The organism is Cellvibrio sp. KY-GH-1 (assembly GCF_008806975.1).
In the GTDB taxonomy this organism is placed as follows: Bacteria; Pseudomonadota; Gammaproteobacteria; order Pseudomonadales; family Cellvibrionaceae; genus Cellvibrio.
The window spans coordinates 1574227-1597098 of the sequence record NZ_CP031728.1; the positions used below are offsets into that span (position 1 = coordinate 1574227).

At 43.1% G+C, this 22872-nt stretch carries 17 protein-coding genes; 2 read left to right on the forward strand and 15 right to left on the reverse strand.

Going from position 1 to position 22872, the window contains the following annotated elements:
• From D0C16_RS06690 to D0C16_RS06705, 4 genes are all read right to left on the reverse strand, one after another.
• Complete coding sequence (locus tag D0C16_RS06690) at nucleotides 1-573, reverse strand: HD domain-containing protein (RefSeq protein ID WP_151031597.1); 573 nt, start codon at nucleotides 571-573, stop codon at nucleotides 1-3.
• A 148-nt stretch (nucleotides 574-721) separates the two neighbouring features.
• Entirely contained in the window at nucleotides 722-940 is a 219-nt protein-coding gene (locus tag D0C16_RS06695; protein WP_151031598.1) for a hypothetical protein, read from the reverse strand.
• Between the two features lie 108 nt (nucleotides 941-1048).
• Nucleotides 1049-1426 carry a hypothetical protein gene (locus tag D0C16_RS06700; RefSeq protein ID WP_151031599.1) on the reverse strand — a complete coding sequence of 126 codons (378 nt, stop codon included), beginning with the start codon at nucleotides 1424-1426 and terminating at the stop codon, nucleotides 1049-1051.
• A 638-nt stretch (nucleotides 1427-2064) separates the two neighbouring features.
• The gene (locus tag D0C16_RS06705; protein ID WP_151031424.1) at nucleotides 2065-3651 is read right to left on the reverse strand and encodes an IS1182 family transposase; all 1587 of its coding nucleotides are present in this window, start codon (nucleotides 3649-3651) and stop codon (nucleotides 2065-2067) included.
• Between the two features lie 257 nt (nucleotides 3652-3908).
• On the opposite strand from D0C16_RS06705, the gene D0C16_RS06710 reads away from it, so the two are divergent.
• Nucleotides 3909-4178 carry a hypothetical protein gene (locus D0C16_RS06710; RefSeq protein WP_151031600.1) on the forward strand — a complete coding sequence of 90 codons (270 nt, stop codon included), beginning with the start codon at nucleotides 3909-3911 and terminating at the stop codon, nucleotides 4176-4178.
• Between the two features lie 127 nt (nucleotides 4179-4305).
• Nucleotides 4306-5328: an IS110 family transposase gene (locus tag D0C16_RS06715; protein ID WP_151031601.1), complete on the forward strand. Its 1023-nt coding sequence runs from the start codon at nucleotides 4306-4308 to the stop codon at nucleotides 5326-5328.
• A 606-nt stretch (nucleotides 5329-5934) separates the two neighbouring features.
• On the opposite strand, the gene D0C16_RS06720 is transcribed toward D0C16_RS06715, so the two are convergent.
• From D0C16_RS06720 to D0C16_RS06770, 11 genes are all read right to left on the reverse strand, one after another.
• On the reverse strand, nucleotides 5935-6303 hold the full coding sequence (locus tag D0C16_RS06720; RefSeq protein WP_151031602.1) for a YrhB domain-containing protein: 369 nt from the start codon (nucleotides 6301-6303) through the stop codon (nucleotides 5935-5937).
• Between the two features lie 162 nt (nucleotides 6304-6465).
• Nucleotides 6466-8052 carry an IS1182 family transposase gene (locus D0C16_RS06725; RefSeq protein ID WP_151031603.1) on the reverse strand — a complete coding sequence of 529 codons (1587 nt, stop codon included), beginning with the start codon at nucleotides 8050-8052 and terminating at the stop codon, nucleotides 6466-6468.
• Nucleotides 8053-9132: 1080 nt separating this feature from the next.
• A complete protein-coding gene (locus tag D0C16_RS06730) occupies nucleotides 9133-10719 on the reverse strand; it encodes an IS1182 family transposase (RefSeq protein ID WP_151031424.1) in 1587 nt (528 codons plus the stop codon).
• A 232-nt stretch (nucleotides 10720-10951) separates the two neighbouring features.
• A complete protein-coding gene (locus D0C16_RS06735) occupies nucleotides 10952-12538 on the reverse strand; it encodes an IS1182 family transposase (RefSeq protein ID WP_151031604.1) in 1587 nt (528 codons plus the stop codon).
• A gap of 232 nt (nucleotides 12539-12770) precedes the next feature.
• Nucleotides 12771-14357 carry an IS1182 family transposase gene (locus D0C16_RS06740; RefSeq protein ID WP_151031424.1) on the reverse strand — a complete coding sequence of 529 codons (1587 nt, stop codon included), beginning with the start codon at nucleotides 14355-14357 and terminating at the stop codon, nucleotides 12771-12773.
• A 232-nt stretch (nucleotides 14358-14589) separates the two neighbouring features.
• Nucleotides 14590-16176, reverse strand: coding sequence for an IS1182 family transposase (locus tag D0C16_RS06745; protein WP_151031605.1), 1587 nt, complete (start codon nucleotides 16174-16176; stop codon nucleotides 14590-14592).
• A 232-nt stretch (nucleotides 16177-16408) separates the two neighbouring features.
• Nucleotides 16409-17995, reverse strand: a complete 1587-nt coding sequence (locus D0C16_RS06750) for an IS1182 family transposase (RefSeq protein ID WP_151031604.1) — start codon at nucleotides 17993-17995, stop codon at nucleotides 16409-16411.
• Between the two features lie 232 nt (nucleotides 17996-18227).
• Nucleotides 18228-19814 carry an IS1182 family transposase gene (locus D0C16_RS06755; RefSeq protein ID WP_151031424.1) on the reverse strand — a complete coding sequence of 529 codons (1587 nt, stop codon included), beginning with the start codon at nucleotides 19812-19814 and terminating at the stop codon, nucleotides 18228-18230.
• A 232-nt stretch (nucleotides 19815-20046) separates the two neighbouring features.
• Entirely contained in the window at nucleotides 20047-21633 is a 1587-nt protein-coding gene (locus D0C16_RS06760; RefSeq protein WP_151031605.1) for an IS1182 family transposase, read from the reverse strand.
• 199 nt (nucleotides 21634-21832) lie between these two features.
• Nucleotides 21833-22210 carry a hypothetical protein gene (locus D0C16_RS06765; protein WP_151031606.1) on the reverse strand — a complete coding sequence of 126 codons (378 nt, stop codon included), beginning with the start codon at nucleotides 22208-22210 and terminating at the stop codon, nucleotides 21833-21835.
• A gap of 279 nt (nucleotides 22211-22489) precedes the next feature.
• A complete protein-coding gene (locus D0C16_RS06770; protein ID WP_151031607.1) occupies nucleotides 22490-22801 on the reverse strand; it encodes a hypothetical protein in 312 nt (103 codons plus the stop codon).
• Nucleotides 22802-22872: the final 71 nt, after the last annotated feature.

The following is a 22872-nucleotide window of genomic DNA, read 5'->3' on the forward strand; positions in this document are numbered from 1 at the left end:
TTAAACGATACCTCGTAAAAACGCAGGATATTCTTCAATTTTTTGCATCAGCCTGTTTGCCAACGCAGCATTGCTCTCCCCCAATTGGTCCAGAATATACTGCGCTTCTTGTTGATAAGACAGAATCTTTTCATCATTCCAATAAAAAGGCGGGTGATAAAGATTGGTAATGCGGTCAGCCAGTTTCACCATCCAAACCTCCTTGGGCTGCAACTTTATACGCGCAATTGAATCCTCCATTTGCGACTGTTTGGTGGGCAAGCTTTGATTTTTAGACAACGCCATAACACCTTCTGCCACAGCACCACCAAACAACTCACGCAATTCTTCGTAAGTTACATCCGTATCCTCAATGGTATCGTGCAATAACGCGCATTGAATCGCCAAATCTGCATCGAGGAACTCGTGCGTCATTGCGGCCGCAAACGCAACTTCCATAGCAACACTGGCGATATGATTGATATAAGGAATTCGTTCGCCCTCACAAGCACCCCCGTAGGTTTGCCCAGCATGCTTGCGCGTTGAAAACGTCCAGGCTTTTTGATAAATATCGGGAGACCATAAATTGGACATACATTTATCCTTTATCTTATAGATTTGAAACGAACTTCAGAAACAGCATCGCTCTGTGCACTATCCGCATAAAAACTGAGAAAATAGCTAAAAATTGGTCTTTATTAATTAATGGGGAAAAAAACATGTAGTGTCGACAATGAAATTTCTATTTTTTCTTTTTCGATGCTTGACGCCAAAGGAAACAGCCAACTAGCCCACCACAAAACGCCCAGTAGGAAAAGGTAAATGCAAGACTCATGGTCAAATTAGCAGTAGCGCCGACTTCATGGCTATCAAACCATTTTAGTGCAGTCATTGTGATAGCAAACCATGTAGCAAAACCTAAAATAAATTTTGTTTTTGTGCTTCTAATAATTTTAGTCAATTTTAACCTCCCTTTCTCCATAACGTAGTATTCAACCGCAGTTTGTAAGTAGCGCATTGCGATAAACTTTGCGCAGCAATTCGCTAAATGCGCTACTTAAGCGATTTGTTAGGTATTTATTTTTTCACCCAGCTCTCGCTCTAACGCTATTAATTTTTTAGGCTTGATTTCTGTACGTTCAAAAATGCTACCGTCAGGCCAAATTAGCCCCGCCTTTATTGCCTGAGCCTTCAACTCCAAAATGCTTTCTACACGTTGATAAGCCCAATACCGCCACAAGGGAACTGTAAATGACCACCACAACCAAGCAAATAAAAAACCGAAAACGAAGCCTAAGCAATTTAACCAGCCAAGTTCTTTTGGAAAAATTTCCAGTTTTGCAAATAGCATAACTAAAGCTATACCAGACATAAGAAGAATAAACACTGGCACATTTACAAATAAAGTGCCCGCTCCTACCGCCTTTGAAATTGAAATGTTCTTCATTTATTGGGAATACCTAACGAATGATAAACGGTGGTTTTTAAGTTGCACTTTTGCCATAAAATGCAGCGAAGCGGAATGGCAAAAACGCAAATTAGAAACCATACGTTTGATTGCTTTGTTATGACTACTTTTTACATTTATACACATTGGCTGAATGTTGGACAACGCCTATACAAGTAACCTGACCTGACTCAGAATTTACTCCCGAAACAACTGTTTCCTCTTTCTCTACAGCACAGCATTCCATTGTATTTCCTCCAGATTTCACAGCCTCACTTTTCAACACATTCAAAGAGTCTTCGGTTGTTTCAGCATGCGCTAGTAACCCCGCCGAACACTGTGAGACTGAAACAGTTGTTATAAATGTACAATTTTTCGGTTTAGTATTTACAACATTTACAGGAGTGCTAGCAGAGCACGAAATTAGAAAAAACAATAACAACAAAATGATTAGATGCTTATTCATATGCCTTCATAACGAAGCCGTAGAAAAACCCAATAACCACTGAATTTACTTACAGCTAATTGATTAATAATTAATTAGCCAACTTTGCCTAACTGTTCTTGGATTTTCAATTGCTCTTATTCATTAATTGCGTTGCGCTTTGAAAAAGCGAGTTGTTTGCCTATATTCGTTCTTATTTTCGCTTCGCGTTGGTCAAATCACCATAATTCGCGAGCTTTTCTATATTGTGGATCATACAAAACAACTGCCATTGCCCCTGAACTTTGGCTTTGCCACGTAGACTGAAGCGCTTTAGCCCTTTGTTTGTGCCGATATTAGCGAACACAGGCTCAACCGTGGACATGCGATGACTATAAACCATTTTGCCAAATTCGCTATCGACCCGAGACTTCATCCATTCGGTATATTTGTTTTTGGTTTCTTTATCAATAATAAAGGACACCTGCCGCCCATGCCCGGTTCGATCATTGGCTGAATCCGGGTTTTGCATGCACTGTTCCTTTAGCGGGCATACCCGACACTTACTGAGCCTTCCCTCAAAATACAACTTTTGATGTTTGCCATAACGATCCGTCCCTTCGCGCTTTAACCACATGGTTTCCCCTGCTGGGCAAATGCAGGTTTTTGTCGATGCATCAAAGTGGAATTCACTAGCCGGAATGACTTCTTTATAACGGGTTTTTATTTTCTTGATGGGCTTGCGCTTGCCATATTTCGCTTTCTGCTCAGCAAATTTTGGGTCGCGACTGCGAAAATTATTATCTGGAATATAAGCATTAATTTTATGGGTGTAGAGGTATTCCATATTGGCCTCATTAGCAAAGCCAGTGTCCGCTGTAACCAGTGTCTGCTTGCGATAGATATTGTGCGCAAATTTCAGTTTTTGGTAACGCACCTTAATACTTTCAATAACAGGCTGTAAGGTGTGGTGTTCCTGGCCCGCGCCAAAGGCTTGGGCATCAATAATGATCTGGTGCTTTTTATCAACCGCCGCAATACCGTTATAACCCTGAATGGTGCCTTTACTGGTCGTCATCTTGGCTGATTCATTATCGGTAATATTGCTTTTTACTTCAGTCGGCCGTTTCGCCTGCCCCATCCGTGGGGCTGCTGTCTTTAGGAATTTATCAATCTTATCGTGCGCTTTACTTAAGGTTTCGATTGTCTGGGCGGTGCGCCTTTGCTTTTCTGCATCAGCAGATTCGGTTTTATCGATACGGCGGTGCTCCCGCATATGGTGCCGAATCAACTTTTTTAATTTGGCGCGTTTCTGCTGCAATTCTTTAAATGTTCCCGACCATTCCTTGGAGGCGTTAGAGGACATTTTGCAACCATCAATCGCAAACAGCTCATTGCCCAATAATCCTTGCTCATGACAAACCAATAGGATTTGTTCGAACAGCGCTTCAATCGCTTGCGGATGGCTACTAATAAAACTGGCGATAGTGGTGAAATGAGGAACGGTATCGCAAGAAAGCGCTTTAAAAATAATATTGTTCGTACAACACCACTCAATTTCGCGGCTGGACGTAATACCTTTGGAGTAAGCGAACAACACAACACCGAGTAAAATGGCAGGGTTATACGCAGGCCTACCGCCATCTTTATTGTTGTAAGCGTAATCAAAGATAGAAAGATCGAGCTTTTCATGAATCAAATAATGAATAGCGTGCTCGAAGGTGCCGGGTTGCAACTGGTCGCGAAAATTAATCACCACCATCGCATTTTGATCATGATTGTAAGGAATAAACTTTGGCATAAGCGCACTCCTGAGGGGATGCGCCATTTTAACGAAAAACAATCGATTTTTGGGGTTTTTCTACAGCTTCAACGCCGCGTACAACGGCAGTTTGTAAGTCGTGGTGTTGTGGGTTACTTTTGCGCAGCAAAACCACAAAACTGCGACTTACAAACTGTCCAGCGCACGCGTGGGAACCTGGCGCGATTTGTTAGAGATTTTTGCTTTCTGTAAAAATTACCCAGCGTAACCAGTTTTTATAGCTTGGTCTAAGCCATATGCAAATTGCACATAAAATAGAAACAAAGAGAACCACTAGGCCTATGTTCATTGCAATTTCATTCCTTGAAAAGAATAATACAAAAAATACAATGCCAGAAATCGATAAAATTGTGCGTGCTATTTTTTCCGCTGGGTGTTCATTAAGCATTAGTGGTGTTTTACACAGTGGACAATATGAATATCTCTGCATGTTTTTTGTGCCAGAAATAGCCTTCGAACGAATCAATCTGAATCTAAGGCTTTTTTTGCAGGCCGGGCATTCATGATTCAAATTAAACTCCTTTCTTGATTCTTGTATTCTCTAACGAATGATATGAACTCCCCCTCTTAACACGCAGCCCTGTGCCGGCGTAAATTATCGGTGATGTCACAACCACCAGAGGAGCGATTTCCATGAATCTTACAACACTCGGTATTGATTTGGCGAAAACTTCTTTTAGCCTGGTCGGCATGGATCAGCACGGCAAGGTCGTATTACGCAAAACGCTCAGTCGAGCCAAACTGCTGCCGTTTATTGCACAGTGCCCGACCTGCTTGATTGGTATGGAAGCCTGTAGTGGCGCACACTATTGGGCGCGGGAATTTACCAAACTGGGTCACAAGGTTGGCATTATCGCCAGCAAATTTATCGCCCCCTTTCGCAAAGGCGGCAAGAATGACAACAACGACGCCGAAGCCATTTGTGAAGCCGTTGGTCGTGCGAACATTTGGTTTATCCCGATCAAAACCGCCGAGCAACAAGCACAACTTTGTGTACATCGGGTTCGCCAGGGCTTGGTTTCCGAGCGCACAGCACTGATTAATCAATTGCGCGGATTGTTGAGCGAGTTTGGCATCGTCATGCCCAAGGGGCGCTATCCCGCACAACGGGAAATTCCACTTATTTTGGAAGATGCCAACAACGGTTTACCCATGCTCGCACGGCAAATGATTAGTAATCTGTGGGATCGCATCAAAATCGCCAACGAACAAGTCCTGTTTTATGACCGCGAACTTCACAAGCAAGCGCATCATCATCCGGTTGCAAAACGGTTGCTCACCATCCCGGGCGTAGGCGAGCAAGTTGCATCCGCCGTTGTTGCAAGCGTACCAGATCCATCGTTGTTTAAAGATTCCCGCCAGTTTGCAGCATGGTTCGGATTGGTTCCCAAGCAACACACAACCGGTGGAAATGTACGGTTAGGCCGCATTACCAAACAAGGAGATCGCTACCTGCGAATGTGTTTGGTGCACGACGCACGTTCGGTGCTTGCCAACCTGAAAGACAAGCAAGATAAAATCAGTTGCTGGGCGCGCGAATTAATTGCACGGCGAGGCTATCTGCGTGCGGTAGTCGCAATGGCAGCAAGAAACGCACGACTTATTTGGACGCTGATGGTTAAGCAGGAAGTTTACAAAGTCATAGCGGCCAATTAAAACAACCGCAAAGAAAATCAAAAACTATCGAGAGTGATTAGAAATGAAAAAGCGACAGCAAAAGCAGTAATCAGTAACGGTAAAAACGAGTTAAGTGCCATTCATCACCGAAGAGTGAATAGCAACCCACCGAGTCCTGCGACGGTAGCAGATGACAATCAGGTCAGACCGGGGGAGCCAAAGCCTGTTTATCGCGGTGATCATCAAGATCGTCTAACGAATGAGGCAGCTCCCAGCGAATACTCATCTTGGTTCAGGCAATTTTATTTGCCACAAGTAAACCGAATGTAGACATGCAGTCTATATCTGAACGTCAAAAGCAGCCTTAGCTTGACACTTGGGGGAGTTCATGTAGCCGAGTTCAGCGGCGGGTTTTAAATTGTGATTTTGCGGTACAGTGAGCGTAGCGAACCGCAAAAGCGCGATTTAAAACCCGTCCGTTGCAACGACTTGTTATGAGAAATTAAACGGCACAAGCTTAAAATAATGTGCTGTTAATTTACCCGATTAATAAATACTTCTGGGAAAAACTACAAAAACGTAGCAATCGAGATGCATCCCTGAAGGGGTGTTGCGCTGGCTTTGTTATAAGTTTACTGAAAAGTATTAAAACCACCGAGCCTTTTTAGGTTTTTTCCGCCATGCCTCAGATTTTTCTTCGAGAGAAAACCCTTCAGTTTCACGCATGTGATCTTCATAATCTTCGATAAAATCTTTAATAGGGCCACATGTACCTGTAACTGCCATTTCACCAGTTAGTTTATTTACAATTATTGGGGCGTTACCCATAAGCCCAGCATCTTCATTTCCTTGAATTTGCTCAATGCTATTATAAGAAAATAGCCAACCCCATTCGTATTCACGTACATGTGATACAGCAACTTTTGCTACGCCATAAAGGTTATCAAGCGATACTGTTACCTTCAATTTACACTCTTCAAGACTTAGTAACATTTTGGCTCCGTGAATACTCATAACGAAGCCGTAGAAAAACCCAATAACCACTGAATTTACCTACAGCTAATTGATTAATAATTAATTAGCCAACTTTGCCTAACTGTTCTTGGATTTTCAATTGCTCTTATTCATTGATTGCGTTGTGCTTTGAAAAAGCGAGTTGTTTGCCTATATTCGTTATTATTTTCGCTTCGCGTTGGTCAAATCACCATAATTCGCGAGCTTTTCTATATTGTGGATCATACAAAACAACTGCCATTGCCCCTGAACTTTGGCTTTGCCACGTAGACTGAAGCGCTTTAGCCCTTTGTTTGTGCCGATATTAGCGAACACAGGCTCAACCGTGGACATGCGATGACTATAAACCATTTTGCCAAATTCGCTATCGACCCGAGACTTCATCCATTCGGTATATTTGTTTTTGGTTTCCTTATCAATAATAAAGGACACCTGCCGCCCATGCCCGGTTCGATCATTGGCTGAATCCGGGTTTTGCATGCACTGTTCCTTTAGCGGGCATACCCGACACTTACTGAGCCTTCCTTCAAAATACAACTTTTGATGTTTGCCATAACGATCCGTCCCTTCACGCTTTAACCACATGGTTTCCCCTGCTGGACAAATGCAGGTTTTTGTCGATGCATCAAAGTGGAATTCACTAGCCGGAATGACTTCTTTATAACGGGTTTTTATTTTCTTGATGGGCCTGCGCTTGCCATATTTCGCTTTCTGCTCAGCAAATTTTGGGTCGCGACTGCGAAAATTATTATCTGGAATATAAGCATTAATTTTATGGGTGTAGAGGTATTCCATATTGGCCTCATTAGCAAAGCCAGTGTCCGCTGTAACCAGTGTCTGCTTGCGATAGATATTGTGCGCAAATTTCAGTTTTTGGTAACGCACCTTAATACTTTCAATAACAGGCTGTAAGGTGTGGTGTTCCTGGCCCGCGCCAAAGGCTTGGGCATCAATAATGATCTGGTGCTTTTTATCAACCGCCGCAATACCGTTATAACCCTGAATGGTGCCTTTGCTGGTCGTCATCTTGGCTGATTCATTATCGGTAATATTGCTTTTTACTTCAGTCGGCCGTTTCGCCTGCCCCATCCGTGGGGCTGCTGTCTTTAGGAATTTATCAATCTTATCGTGCGCTTTACTTAAGGTTTCGATTGTCTGGGCGGTGCGCCTTTGCTTTTCTGCATCAGCAGATTCGGTTTTATCGATACGGCGGTGCTCCCGCATATGGTGCCGAATCAACTTTTTTAATTTGGCGCGTTTCTGCTGCAATTCTTTAAATGTTCCCGACCATTCCTTGGAGGCGTTAGAGGACATTTTGCAACCATCAATCGCAAACAGCTCATTGCCCAATAATCCTTGCTCATGACAAACCAACAGAATTTGTTCGAACAGCGCTTCAATCGCTTGCGGATGACTACTGATAAAACTGGCGATAGTAGTGAAATGAGGAACGGTATCGCAAGAAAGCGCTTTAAAAATAATATTGTTCGTACAGCACCACTCAATTTCGCGGCTGGACGTAATACCTTTGGAGTAAGCGAACAACACAACACTGAGTAAAATGGCAGGGTTATACGCAGGCCTACCGCCATCTTTGTTGTTGTAAGCGTAATCAAAGATAGAAAGATCGAGCTTTTCATGAATCAAGTAATGAATAGCGTGCTCGAAGGTGCCGGGTTGCAACTGGTCGCGAAAATTAATCACCACCATCGCATTTTGATCATGATTGTAAGGAATAAACTTTGGCATAAGCGCACTCCTGAGGGGATGCGCCATTTTAACGAAAAACAATCGATTTTTGGGGTTTTTCTACAGCTTCAACGCCGCGTACAACGGCAGTTTGTAAGTCGTAGTTTTGTGGGTTACTTTTGCGCAGCAAAACCACAAAACTGCGACTTACAAACTGTCCAGCGCACGAAGTGCGCGAGTTGATACGCTTTGTTATAGCCTACATTAAAAGCTCAGACCTGATTTCTAACAGTAACTCTAAAACCAACAGGAGTTCAGCCTCGGAACCGCCTCGCTCCACATTAACACCTGTTTTAGAAGCAATGCTTTCTACGAGCGCAAACCTCGTACAGCCTTTCAAATTAGCCACTTTATTTAGGCAAGAACGGAAGTGGGTATATCGTTGCTCTATTGGCAGAGCCGAATCCAAAACATGAGATTTATGCACATTAAAACTACTCATTGAACTTCAATTTCCACTGGTGCGATGTTGAATGTCTAGCAGCTATAACGCCAAGTTCAGCCGCAGTTTGTAAGTTGGTTTTTTGTGGAATACTTTTGCGAAGCAAAACCACAAAAAGGCGACTTACAAACTGTCGAGCGCACGAAGTGCGCGGTGCTGGAACGATTTGTTATAGGTGGCTTTCAAGCGACTGAAGCAAAGCAAAAGTCAGAACAAGAAATCCACCCGTTAAAATTTCCAATGCTGATTCTTACAGCGATTTGGCTTAGTGGCAACAGGAAATAAGCTACGAGACTTGAACTCCAATTTCACCCGCCAAGCACACCAACATTTCCGTAAACCCTGCAAGCATTAACCGGACTACTTTCTTACAAGCACAAGGAACGACGCCACAATATTCGAATAAACGGCGAAGCTCAAAAGTAACTGCTTGAGATAAACCAACTAGTTAGCGTTCAAAAAATTCCAACAGCTATAACGAAGCCGTAGAAAAACCCAATAACCACTGAATTTACTTACAGCTAATTGATTAATAATTAATTAGCCAACTTTGCCTAACTGTTCTTGGATTTTCAATTGCTCTTATTCATTAATTGCGTTGCGCTTTGAAAAAGCGAGTTGTTTGCCTATATTCGTTCTTATTTTCGCTTCGCGTTGGTCAAATCACCATAATTCGCGAGCTTTTCTATATTGTGGATCATACAAAACAACTGCCATTGCCCCTGAACTTTGGCTTTGCCACGTAGACTGAAGCGCTTTAGCCCTTTGTTTGTGCCGATATTAGCGAACACAGGCTCAACCGTGGACATGCGATGACTATAAACCATTTTGCCAAATTCGCTATCGACCCGAGACTTCATCCATTCGGTATATTTGTTTTTGGTTTCTTTATCAATAATAAAGGACACCTGCCGCCCATGCCCGGTTCGATCATTGGCTGAATCCGGGTTTTGCATGCACTGTTCCTTTAGCGGGCATACCCGACACTTACTGAGCCTTCCCTCAAAATACAACTTTTGATGTTTGCCATAACGATCCGTCCCTTCGCGCTTTAACCACATGGTTTCCCCTGCTGGGCAAATGCAGGTTTTTGTCGATGCATCAAAGTGGAATTCACTAGCCGGAATGACTTCTTTATAACGGGTTTTTATTTTCTTGATGGGCTTGCGCTTGCCATATTTCGCTTTCTGCTCAGCAAATTTTGGGTCGCGACTGCGAAAATTATTATCTGGAATATAAGCATTAATTTTATGGGTGTAGAGGTATTCCATATTGGCCTCATTAGCAAAGCCAGTGTCCGCTGTAACCAGTGTCTGCTTGCGATAGATATTGTGCGCAAATTTCAGTTTTTGGTAACGCACCTTAATACTTTCAATAACAGGCTGTAAGGTGTGGTGTTCCTGGCCCGCGCCAAAGGCTTGGGCATCAATAATGATCTGGTGCTTTTTATCAACCGCCGCAATACCGTTATAACCCTGAATGGTGCCTTTACTGGTCGTCATCTTGGCTGATTCATTATCGGTAATATTGCTTTTTACTTCAGTCGGCCGTTTCGCCTGCCCCATCCGTGGGGCTGCTGTCTTTAGGAATTTATCAATCTTATCGTGCGCTTTACTTAAGGTTTCGATTGTCTGGGCGGTGCGCCTTTGCTTTTCTGCATCAGCAGATTCGGTTTTATCGATACGGCGGTGCTCCCGCATATGGTGCCGAATCAACTTTTTTAATTTGGCGCGTTTCTGCTGCAATTCTTTAAATGTTCCCGACCATTCCTTGGAGGCGTTAGAGGACATTTTGCAACCATCAATCGCAAACAGCTCATTGCCCAATAATCCTTGCTCATGACAAACCAATAGGATTTGTTCGAACAGCGCTTCAATCGCTTGCGGATGGCTACTAATAAAACTGGCGATAGTGGTGAAATGAGGAACGGTATCGCAAGAAAGCGCTTTAAAAATAATATTGTTCGTACAGCACCACTCAATTTCGCGGCTGGACGTAATACCTTTGGAGTAAGCGAACAACACAACACCGAGTAAAATGGCAGGGTTATACGCAGGCCTACCGCCATCTTTATTGTTGTAAGCGTAATCAAAGATAGAAAGATCGAGCTTTTCATGAATCAAATAATGAATAGCGTGCTCGAAGGTGCCGGGTTGCAACTGGTCGCGAAAATTAATCACCACCATCGCATTTTGATCATGATTGTAAGGAATAAACTTTGGCATAAGCGCACTCCTGAGGGGATGCGCCATTTTAACGAAAAACAATCGATTTTTGGGGTTTTTCTACAGCTTCAACGAAGCCGTAGAAAAACCCAATAACCACTGAATTTACTTACAGCTAATTGATTAATAATTAATTAGCCAACTTTGCCTAACTGTTCTTGGATTTTCAATTGCTCTTATTCATTAATTGCGTTGCGCTTTGAAAAAGCGAGTTGTTTGCCTATATTCGTTATTATTTTCGCTTCGCGTTGGTCAAATCACCATAATTCGCGAGCTTTTCTATATTGTGGATCATACAAAACAACTGCCATTGCCCCTGAACTTTGGCTTTGCCACGTAGACTGAAGCGCTTTAGCCCTTTGTTTGTGCCGATATTAGCGAACACAGGCTCAACCGTGGACATGCGATGACTATAAACCATTTTGCCAAATTCGCTATCGACCCGAGACTTCATCCATTCGGTATATTTGTTTTTGGTTTCCTTATCAATAATAAAGGACACCTGCCGCCCACGCCCGGTTCGATCATTGGCTGAATCCGGGTTTTGCATGCACTGTTCCTTTAGCGGGCATACCCGACACTTACTGAGCCTTCCTTCAAAATACAACTTTTGATGTTTGCCATAACGATCCGTCCCTTCACGCTTTAACCACATGGTTTCCCCTGCTGGACAAATGCAGGTTTTTGTCGATGCATCAAAGTGGAATTCACTAGCCGGAATGACTTCTTTATAACGGGTTTTTATTTTCTTGATGGGCCTGCGCTTGCCATATTTCGCTTTCTGCTCAGCAAATTTTGGGTCGCGACTGCGAAAATTATTATCTGGAATATAAGCATTAATTTTATGGGTGTAGAGGTATTCCATATTGGCCTCATTAGCAAAGCCAGTGTCCGCTGTAACCAGTGTCTGCTTGCGATAGATATTGTGCGCAAATTTCAGTTTTTGGTAACGCACCTTAATACTTTCAATAACAGGCTGTAAGGTGTGGTGTTCCTGGCCCGCGCCAAAGGCTTGGGCATCAATAATGATCTGGTGCTTTTTATCAACCGCCGCAATACCGTTATAACCCTGAATGGTGCCTTTGCTGGTCGTCATCTTGGCTGATTCATTATCGGTAATATTGCTTTTTACTTCAGTCGGCCGTTTCGCCTGCCCCATCCGTGGGGCTGCTGTCTTTAGGAATTTATCAATCTTATCGTGCGCTTTACTTAAGGTTTCGATTGTCTGGGCGGTGCGTCTTTGCTTTTCTGCATCAGCAGATTCGGTTTTATCGATACGGCGGTGCTCCCGCATATGGTGCCGAATCAACTTTTTTAATTTGGCGCGTTTCTGCTGCAATTCTTTAAATGTTCCCGACCATTCCTTGGAGGCGTTAGAGGACATTTTGCAACCATCAATCGCAAACAGCTCATTGCCCAATAATCCTTGCTCATGACAAACCAACAGAATTTGTTCGAACAGCGCTTCAATCGCTTGCGGATGACTACTGATAAAACTGGCGATAGTAGTGAAATGAGGAACGGTATCGCAAGAAAGCGCTTTAAAAATAATATTGTTCGTACAGCACCACTCAATTTCGCGGCTGGACGTAATACCTTTGGAGTAAGCGAACAACACAACACTGAGTAAAATGGCAGGGTTATACGCAGGCCTACCGCCATCTTTGTTGTTGTAAGCGTAATCAAAGATAGAAAGATCGAGCTTTTCATGAATCAAGTAATGAATAGCGTGCTCGAAGGTGCCGGGTTGCAACTGGTCGCGAAAATTAATCACCACCATCGCATTTTGATCATGATTGTAAGGAATAAACTTTGGCATAAGCGCACTCCTGAGGGGATGCGCCATTTTAACGAAAAACAATCGATTTTTGGGGTTTTTCTACAGCTTCAACGAAGCCGTAGAAAAACCCAATAACCACTGAATTTACTTACAGCTAATTGATTAATAATTAATTAGCCAACTTTGCCTAACTGTTCTTGGATTTTCAATTGCTCTTATTCATTAATTGCGTTGCGCTTTGAAAAAGCGAGTTGTTTGCCTATATTCGTTCTTATTTTCGCTTCGCGTTGGTCAAATCACCATAATTCGCGAGCTTTTCTATATTGTGGATCATACAAAACAACTGCCATTGCCCCTGAACTTTGGCTTTGCCACGTAGACTGAAGCGCTTTAGCCCTTTGTTTGTGCCGATATTAGCGAACACAGGCTCAACCGTGGACATGCGATGACTATAAACCATTTTGCCAAATTCGCTATCGACCCGAGACTTCATCCATTCGGTATATTTGTTTTTGGTTTCTTTATCAATAATAAAGGACACCTGCCGCCCATGCCCGGTTCGATCATTGGCTGAATCCGGGTTTTGCATGCACTGTTCCTTTAGCGGGCATACCCGACACTTACTGAGCCTTCCCTCAAAATACAACTTTTGATGTTTGCCATAACGATCCGTCCCTTCGCGCTTTAACCACATGGTTTCCCCTGCTGGGCAAATGCAGGTTTTTGTCGATGCATCAAAGTGGAATTCACTAGCCGGAATGACTTCTTTATAACGGGTTTTTATTTTCTTGATGGGCTTGCGCTTGCCATATTTCGCTTTCTGCTCAGCAAATTTTGGGTCGCGACTGCGAAAATTATTATCTGGAATATAAGCATTAATTTTATGGGTGTAGAGGTATTCCATATTGGCCTCATTAGCAAAGCCAGTGTCCGCTGTAACCAGTGTCTGCTTGCGATAGATATTGTGCGCAAATTTCAGTTTTTGGTAACGCACCTTAATACTTTCAATAACAGGCTGTAAGGTGTGGTGTTCCTGGCCCGCGCCAAAGGCTTGGGCATCAATAATGATCTGGTGCTTTTTATCAACCGCCGCAATACCGTTATAACCCTGAATGGTGCCTTTACTGGTCGTCATCTTGGCTGATTCATTATCGGTAATATTGCTTTTTACTTCAGTCGGCCGTTTCGCCTGCCCCATCCGTGGGGCTGCTGTCTTTAGGAATTTATCAATCTTATCGTGCGCTTTACTTAAGGTTTCGATTGTCTGGGCGGTGCGCCTTTGCTTTTCTGCATCAGCAGATTCGGTTTTATCGATACGGCGGTGCTCCCGCATATGGTGCCGAATCAACTTTTTTAATTTGGCGCGTTTCTGCTGCAATTCTTTAAATGTTCCCGACCATTCCTTGGAGGCGTTAGAGGACATTTTGCAACCATCAATCGCAAACAGCTCATTGCCCAATAATCCTTGCTCATGACAAACCAATAGGATTTGTTCGAACAGCGCTTCAATCGCTTGCGGATGGCTACTAATAAAACTGGCGATAGTGGTGAAATGAGGAACGGTATCGCAAGAAAGCGCTTTAAAAATAATATTGTTCGTACAACACCACTCAATTTCGCGGCTGGACGTAATACCTTTGGAGTAAGCGAACAACACAACACCGAGTAAAATGGCAGGGTTATACGCAGGCCTACCGCCATCTTTATTGTTGTAAGCGTAATCAAAGATAGAAAGATCGAGCTTTTCATGAATCAAATAATGAATAGCGTGCTCGAAGGTGCCGGGTTGCAACTGGTCGCGAAAATTAATCACCACCATCGCATTTTGATCATGATTGTAAGGAATAAACTTTGGCATAAGCGCACTCCTGAGGGGATGCGCCATTTTAACGAAAAACAATCGATTTTTGGGGTTTTTCTACAGCTTCAACGAAGCCGTAGAAAAACCCAATAACCACTGAATTTACTTACAGCTAATTGATTAATAATTAATTAGCCAACTTTGCCTAACTGTTCTTGGATTTTCAATTGCTCTTATTCATTAATTGCGTTGCGCTTTGAAAAAGCGAGTTGTTTGCCTATATTCGTTCTTATTTTCGCTTCGCGTTGGTCAAATCACCATAATTCGCGAGCTTTTCTATATTGTGGATCATACAAAACAACTGCCATTGCCCCTGAACTTTGGCTTTGCCACGTAGACTGAAGCGCTTTAGCCCTTTGTTTGTGCCGATATTAGCGAACACAGGCTCAACCGTGGACATGCGATGACTATAAACCATTTTGCCAAATTCGCTATCGACCCGAGACTTCATCCATTCGGTATATTTGTTTTTGGTTTCCTTATCAATAATAAAGGACACCTGCCGCCCATGCCCGGTTCGATCATTGGCTGAATCCGGGTTTTGCATGCACTGTTCCTTTAGCGGGCATACCCGACACTTACTGAGCCTTCCCTCAAAATACAACTTTTGATGTTTGCCATAACGATCCGTCCCTTCGCGCTTTAACCACATGGTTTCCCCTGCTGGGCAAATGCAGGTTTTTGTCGATGCATCAAAGTGGAATTCACTAGCCGGAATGACTTCTTTATAACGGGTTTTTATTTTCTTGATGGGCTTGCGCTTGCCATATTTCGCTTTCTGCTCAGCAAATTTTGGGTCGCGACTGCGAAAATTATTATCTGGAATATAAGCATTAATTTTATGGGTGTAGAGGTATTCCATATTGGCCTCATTAGCAAAGCCAGTGTCCGCTGTAACCAGTGTCTGCTTGCGATAGATATTGTGCGCAAATTTCAGTTTTTGGTAACGCACCTTAATACTTTCAATAACAGGCTGTAAGGTGTGGTGTTCCTGGCCCGCGCCAAAGGCTTGGGCATCAATAATGATCTGGTGCTTTTTATCAACCGCCGCAATACCGTTATAACCCTGAATGGTGCCTTTACTGGTCGTCATCTTGGCTGATTCATTATCGGTAATATTGCTTTTTACTTCAGTCGGCCGTTTCGCCTGCCCCATCCGTGGGGCTGCTGTCTTTAGGAATTTATCAATCTTATCGTGCGCTTTACTTAAGGTTTCGATTGTCTGGGCGGTGCGCCTTTGCTTTTCTGCATCAGCAGATTCGGTTTTATCGATACGGCGGTGCTCCCGCATATGGTGCCGAATCAACTTTTTTAATTTGGCGCGTTTCTGCTGCAATTCTTTAAATGTTCCCGACCATTCCTTGGAGGCGTTAGAGGACATTTTGCAACCATCAATCGCAAACAGCTCATTGCCCAATAATCCTTGCTCATGACAAACCAACAGAATTTGTTCGAACAGCGCTTCAATCGCTTGCGGATGACTACTGATAAAACTGGCGATAGTAGTGAAATGAGGAACGGTATCGCAAGAAAGCGCTTTAAAAATAATATTGTTCGTACAGCACCACTCAATTTCGCGGCTGGACGTAATACCTTTGGAGTAAGCGAACAACACAACACTGAGTAAAATGGCAGGGTTATACGCAGGCCTACCGCCATCTTTGTTGTTGTAAGCGTAATCAAAGATAGAAAGATCGAGCTTTTCATGAATCAAGTAATGAATAGCGTGCTCGAAGGTGCCGGGTTGCAACTGGTCGCGAAAATTAATCACCACCATCGCATTTTGATCATGATTGTAAGGAATAAACTTTGGCATAAGCGCACTCCTGAGGGGATGCGCCATTTTAACGAAAAACAATCGATTTTTGGGGTTTTTCTACAGCTTCAACGAAGCCGTAGAAAAACCCAATAACCACTGAATTTACTTACAGCTAATTGATTAATAATTAATTAGCCAACTTTGCCTAACTGTTCTTGGATTTTCAATTGCTCTTATTCATTAATTGCGTTGCGCTTTGAAAAAGCGAGTTGTTTGCCTATATTCGTTATTATTTTCGCTTCGCGTTGGTCAAATCACCATAATTCGCGAGCTTTTCTATATTGTGGATCATACAAAACAACTGCCATTGCCCCTGAACTTTGGCTTTGCCACGTAGACTGAAGCGCTTTAGCCCTTTGTTTGTGCCGATATTAGCGAACACAGGCTCAACCGTGGACATGCGATGACTATAAACCATTTTGCCAAATTCGCTATCGACCCGAGACTTCATCCATTCGGTATATTTGTTTTTGGTTTCCTTATCAATAATAAAGGACACCTGCCGCCCACGCCCGGTTCGATCATTGGCTGAATCCGGGTTTTGCATGCACTGTTCCTTTAGCGGGCATACCCGACACTTACTGAGCCTTCCTTCAAAATACAACTTTTGATGTTTGCCATAACGATCCGTCCCTTCACGCTTTAACCACATGGTTTCCCCTGCTGGACAAATGCAGGTTTTTGTCGATGCATCAAAGTGGAATTCACTAGCCGGAATGACTTCTTTATAACGGGTTTTTATTTTCTTGATGGGCCTGCGCTTGCCATATTTCGCTTTCTGCTCAGCAAATTTTGGGTCGCGACTGCGAAAATTATTATCTGGAATATAAGCATTAATTTTATGGGTGTAGAGGTATTCCATATTGGCCTCATTAGCAAAGCCAGTGTCCGCTGTAACCAGTGTCTGCTTGCGATAGATATTGTGCGCAAATTTCAGTTTTTGGTAACGCACCTTAATACTTTCAATAACAGGCTGTAAGGTGTGGTGTTCCTGGCCCGCGCCAAAGGCTTGGGCATCAATAATGATCTGGTGCTTTTTATCAACCGCCGCAATACCGTTATAACCCTGAATGGTGCCTTTGCTGGTCGTCATCTTGGCTGATTCATTATCGGTAATATTGCTTTTTACTTCAGTCGGCCGTTTCGCCTGCCCCATCCGTGGGGCTGCTGTCTTTAGGAATTTATCAATCTTATCGTGCGCTTTACTTAAGGTTTCGATTGTCTGGGCGGTGCGCCTTTGCTTTTCTGCATCAGCAGATTCGGTTTTATCGATACGGCGGTGCTCCCGCATATGGTGCCGAATCAACTTTTTTAATTTGGCGCGTTTCTGCTGCAATTCTTTAAATGTTCCCGACCATTCCTTGGAGGCGTTAGAGGACATTTTGCAACCATCAATCGCAAACAGCTCATTGCCCAATAATCCTTGCTCATGACAAACCAACAGAATTTGTTCGAACAGCGCTTCAATCGCTTGCGGATGACTACTGATAAAACTGGCGATAGTAGTGAAATGAGGAACGGTATCGCAAGAAAGCGCTTTAAAAATAATATTGTTCGTACAGCACCACTCAATTTCGCGGCTGGACGTAATACCTTTGGAGTAAGCGAACAACACAACACTGAGTAAAATGGCAGGGTTATACGCAGGCCTACCGCCATCTTTGTTGTTGTAAGCGTAATCAAAGATAGAAAGATCGAGCTTTTCATGAATCAAGTAATGAATAGCGTGCTCGAAGGTGCCGGGTTGCAACTGGTCGCGAAAATTAATCACCACCATCGCATTTTGATCATGATTGTAAGGAATAAACTTTGGCATAAGCGCACTCCTGAGGGGATGCGCCATTTTAACGAAAAACAATCGATTTTTGGGGTTTTTCTACAGCTTCAACGAAGCCGTAGAAAAACCCAATAACCACTGAATTTACTTACAGCTAATTGATTAATAATTAATTAGCCAACTTTGCCTAACTGTTCTTGGATTTTCAATTGCTCTTATTCATTAATTGCGTTGCGCTTTGAAAAAGCGAGTTGTTTGCCTATATTCGTTCTTATTTTCGCTTCGCGTTGGTCAAATCACCATAATTCGCGAGCTTTTCTATATTGTGGATCATACAAAACAACTGCCATTGCCCCTGAACTTTGGCTTTGCCACGTAGACTGAAGCGCTTTAGCCCTTTGTTTGTGCCGATATTAGCGAACACAGGCTCAACCGTGGACATGCGATGACTATAAACCATTTTGCCAAATTCGCTATCGACCCGAGACTTCATCCATTCGGTATATTTGTTTTTGGTTTCTTTATCAATAATAAAGGACACCTGCCGCCCATGCCCGGTTCGATCATTGGCTGAATCCGGGTTTTGCATGCACTGTTCCTTTAGCGGGCATACCCGACACTTACTGAGCCTTCCCTCAAAATACAACTTTTGATGTTTGCCATAACGATCCGTCCCTTCGCGCTTTAACCACATGGTTTCCCCTGCTGGGCAAATGCAGGTTTTTGTCGATGCATCAAAGTGGAATTCACTAGCCGGAATGACTTCTTTATAACGGGTTTTTATTTTCTTGATGGGCTTGCGCTTGCCATATTTCGCTTTCTGCTCAGCAAATTTTGGGTCGCGACTGCGAAAATTATTATCTGGAATATAAGCATTAATTTTATGGGTGTAGAGGTATTCCATATTGGCCTCATTAGCAAAGCCAGTGTCCGCTGTAACCAGTGTCTGCTTGCGATAGATATTGTGCGCAAATTTCAGTTTTTGGTAACGCACCTTAATACTTTCAATAACAGGCTGTAAGGTGTGGTGTTCCTGGCCCGCGCCAAAGGCTTGGGCATCAATAATGATCTGGTGCTTTTTATCAACCGCCGCAATACCGTTATAACCCTGAATGGTGCCTTTACTGGTCGTCATCTTGGCTGATTCATTATCGGTAATATTGCTTTTTACTTCAGTCGGCCGTTTCGCCTGCCCCATCCGTGGGGCTGCTGTCTTTAGGAATTTATCAATCTTATCGTGCGCTTTACTTAAGGTTTCGATTGTCTGGGCGGTGCGCCTTTGCTTTTCTGCATCAGCAGATTCGGTTTTATCGATACGGCGGTGCTCCCGCATATGGTGCCGAATCAACTTTTTTAATTTGGCGCGTTTCTGCTGCAATTCTTTAAATGTTCCCGACCATTCCTTGGAGGCGTTAGAGGACATTTTGCAACCATCAATCGCAAACAGCTCATTGCCCAATAATCCTTGCTCATGACAAACCAATAGGATTTGTTCGAACAGCGCTTCAATCGCTTGCGGATGGCTACTAATAAAACTGGCGATAGTGGTGAAATGAGGAACGGTATCGCAAGAAAGCGCTTTAAAAATAATATTGTTCGTACAACACCACTCAATTTCGCGGCTGGACGTAATACCTTTGGAGTAAGCGAACAACACAACACCGAGTAAAATGGCAGGGTTATACGCAGGCCTACCGCCATCTTTATTGTTGTAAGCGTAATCAAAGATAGAAAGATCGAGCTTTTCATGAATCAAATAATGAATAGCGTGCTCGAAGGTGCCGGGTTGCAACTGGTCGCGAAAATTAATCACCACCATCGCATTTTGATCATGATTGTAAGGAATAAACTTTGGCATAAGCGCACTCCTGAGGGGATGCGCCATTTTAACGAAAAACAATCGATTTTTGGGGTTTTTCTACAGCTTCAACGAAGCCGTAGAAAAACCCAATAACCACTGAATTTACTTACAGCTAATTGATTAATAATTAATTAGCCAACTTTGCCTAACTGTTCTTGGATTTTCAATTGCTCTTATTCATTAATTGCGTTGCGCTTTGAAAAAGCGAGTTGTTTGCCTATATTCGTTCTTATTTTCGCTTCGCGTTGGTCAAATCACCATAATTCGCGAGCTTTTCTATATTGTGGATCATACAAAACAACTGCCATTGCCCCTGAACTTTGGCTTTGCCACGTAGACTGAAGCGCTTTAGCCCTTTGTTTGTGCCGATATTAGCGAACACAGGCTCAACCGTGGACATGCGATGACTATAAACCATTTTGCCAAATTCGCTATCGACCCGAGACTTCATCCATTCGGTATATTTGTTTTTGGTTTCCTTATCAATAATAAAGGACACCTGCCGCCCATGCCCGGTTCGATCATTGGCTGAATCCGGGTTTTGCATGCACTGTTCCTTTAGCGGGCATACCCGACACTTACTGAGCCTTCCCTCAAAATACAACTTTTGATGTTTGCCATAACGATCCGTCCCTTCGCGCTTTAACCACATGGTTTCCCCTGCTGGGCAAATGCAGGTTTTTGTCGATGCATCAAAGTGGAATTCACTAGCCGGAATGACTTCTTTATAACGGGTTTTTATTTTCTTGATGGGCTTGCGCTTGCCATATTTCGCTTTCTGCTCAGCAAATTTTGGGTCGCGACTGCGAAAATTATTATCTGGAATATAAGCATTAATTTTATGGGTGTAGAGGTATTCCATATTGGCCTCATTAGCAAAGCCAGTGTCCGCTGTAACCAGTGTCTGCTTGCGATAGATATTGTGCGCAAATTTCAGTTTTTGGTAACGCACCTTAATACTTTCAATAACAGGCTGTAAGGTGTGGTGTTCCTGGCCCGCGCCAAAGGCTTGGGCATCAATAATGATCTGGTGCTTTTTATCAACCGCCGCAATACCGTTATAACCCTGAATGGTGCCTTTACTGGTCGTCATCTTGGCTGATTCATTATCGGTAATATTGCTTTTTACTTCAGTCGGCCGTTTCGCCTGCCCCATCCGTGGGGCTGCTGTCTTTAGGAATTTATCAATCTTATCGTGCGCTTTACTTAAGGTTTCGATTGTCTGGGCGGTGCGCCTTTGCTTTTCTGCATCAGCAGATTCGGTTTTATCGATACGGCGGTGCTCCCGCATATGGTGCCGAATCAACTTTTTTAATTTGGCGCGTTTCTGCTGCAATTCTTTAAATGTTCCCGACCATTCCTTGGAGGCGTTAGAGGACATTTTGCAACCATCAATCGCAAACAGCTCATTGCCCAATAATCCTTGCTCATGACAAACCAACAGAATTTGTTCGAACAGCGCTTCAATCGCTTGCGGATGACTACTGATAAAACTGGCGATAGTAGTGAAATGAGGAACGGTATCGCAAGAAAGCGCTTTAAAAATAATATTGTTCGTACAGCACCACTCAATTTCGCGGCTGGACGTAATACCTTTGGAGTAAGCGAACAACACAACACTGAGTAAAATGGCAGGGTTATACGCAGGCCTACCGCCATCTTTGTTGTTGTAAGCGTAATCAAAGATAGAAAGATCGAGCTTTTCATGAATCAAGTAATGAATAGCGTGCTCGAAGGTGCCGGGTTGCAACTGGTCGCGAAAATTAATCACCACCATCGCATTTTGATCATGATTGTAAGGAATAAACTTTGGCATAAGCGCACTCCTGAGGGGATGCGCCATTTTAACGAAAAACAATCGATTTTTGGGGTTTTTCTACAGCTTCAACGCCGAGCTAAGCGGCAGTTTTTAAGTTGTAGTTTTGTGGAATACTTTTGCGCAGCAAAACCACAAAACTGCGACTTAAAAACTGTCCAGCGCCGAAGGCGCGGTGCTTGAGCGATTTGTTAGCCATTTATTCTTCGCGAGAATAAGGAGAGTCTTTTGCTCGCTCTTTATAGTCTTGTGTAAACGCCTGTGCGATTGGCTCTAAACGTTTAATGTTTGGCTTAGTTAACTTTGAGCTGATATTAAAATAAGGGTACGTACCCTTGATTTCTGGGTGTAGTTCAGCAGCTACATCAACGTCGGTTCGAGAAACATACCGGCCAGCCCATTTCTCGATTAGGTGCTTTAAAGGATATGCCTTTTTTGTTGCACCTTTTAATTTTATTTGGGCGTCCAGCCACTCATACGCAATCCTTATGCAATCGTTATGTTCATGATGAGGACCTTCATTTAATGAATATTTAGTTCGAAGTTTAGCGGCCTCAATCTCTCTATCAGAAAGCATATTCTCTCCTTTATTGGCTAACGCTAAGTTCAGCGGGAAGTTTGTAAGTTGTGCGTTGTGGAATACTTTTGCGAAGCAAAACCACATAAGCGCAACTTACAAACTGTCCAGTGGAGGCGAAGCCGGAACGGTGCTGCAACGCTTTGTTATGCACACACCAGTTCTGCAATTCAAATTGCTACAAGTTTAATGTATTCACTAACTCAGTTAACAGTTAAGTACTTTTTATATAATTCAAGCGATTGAAAATATACCTAACTCAAATATATTCTAGATATATTAGAACTTACAGCAGTGACCTTCTTCGCCCAAAAAATGAAACTTTCCTTTAAATGTACGCTCCCAATACTCAAGCTCACAATTTAAAGTTTTCATTGTTAAGTCTAAAGCCTGCAATGTGTCAATCCCAAACGCTCCATGCAGTTTATTTCTAGTTTCGGAAATAATCTTGTACGGACAACAACAGCCTTCAGTCTCGCCTTCATATGGCGCGCCGATATTTATAACCACATTTTCAGAGGAGCCGCTCTCCCGTATGAATACGAGACTTCTCGTTGCTATTATTTGTCCTATTTCTGTAACTTCAAACATAAGCTTATTCTGTGATATTGCATAACGCAAAGTTAATGGGCGGTTTGTAAGTTGCGCGTTGGCGAAATACT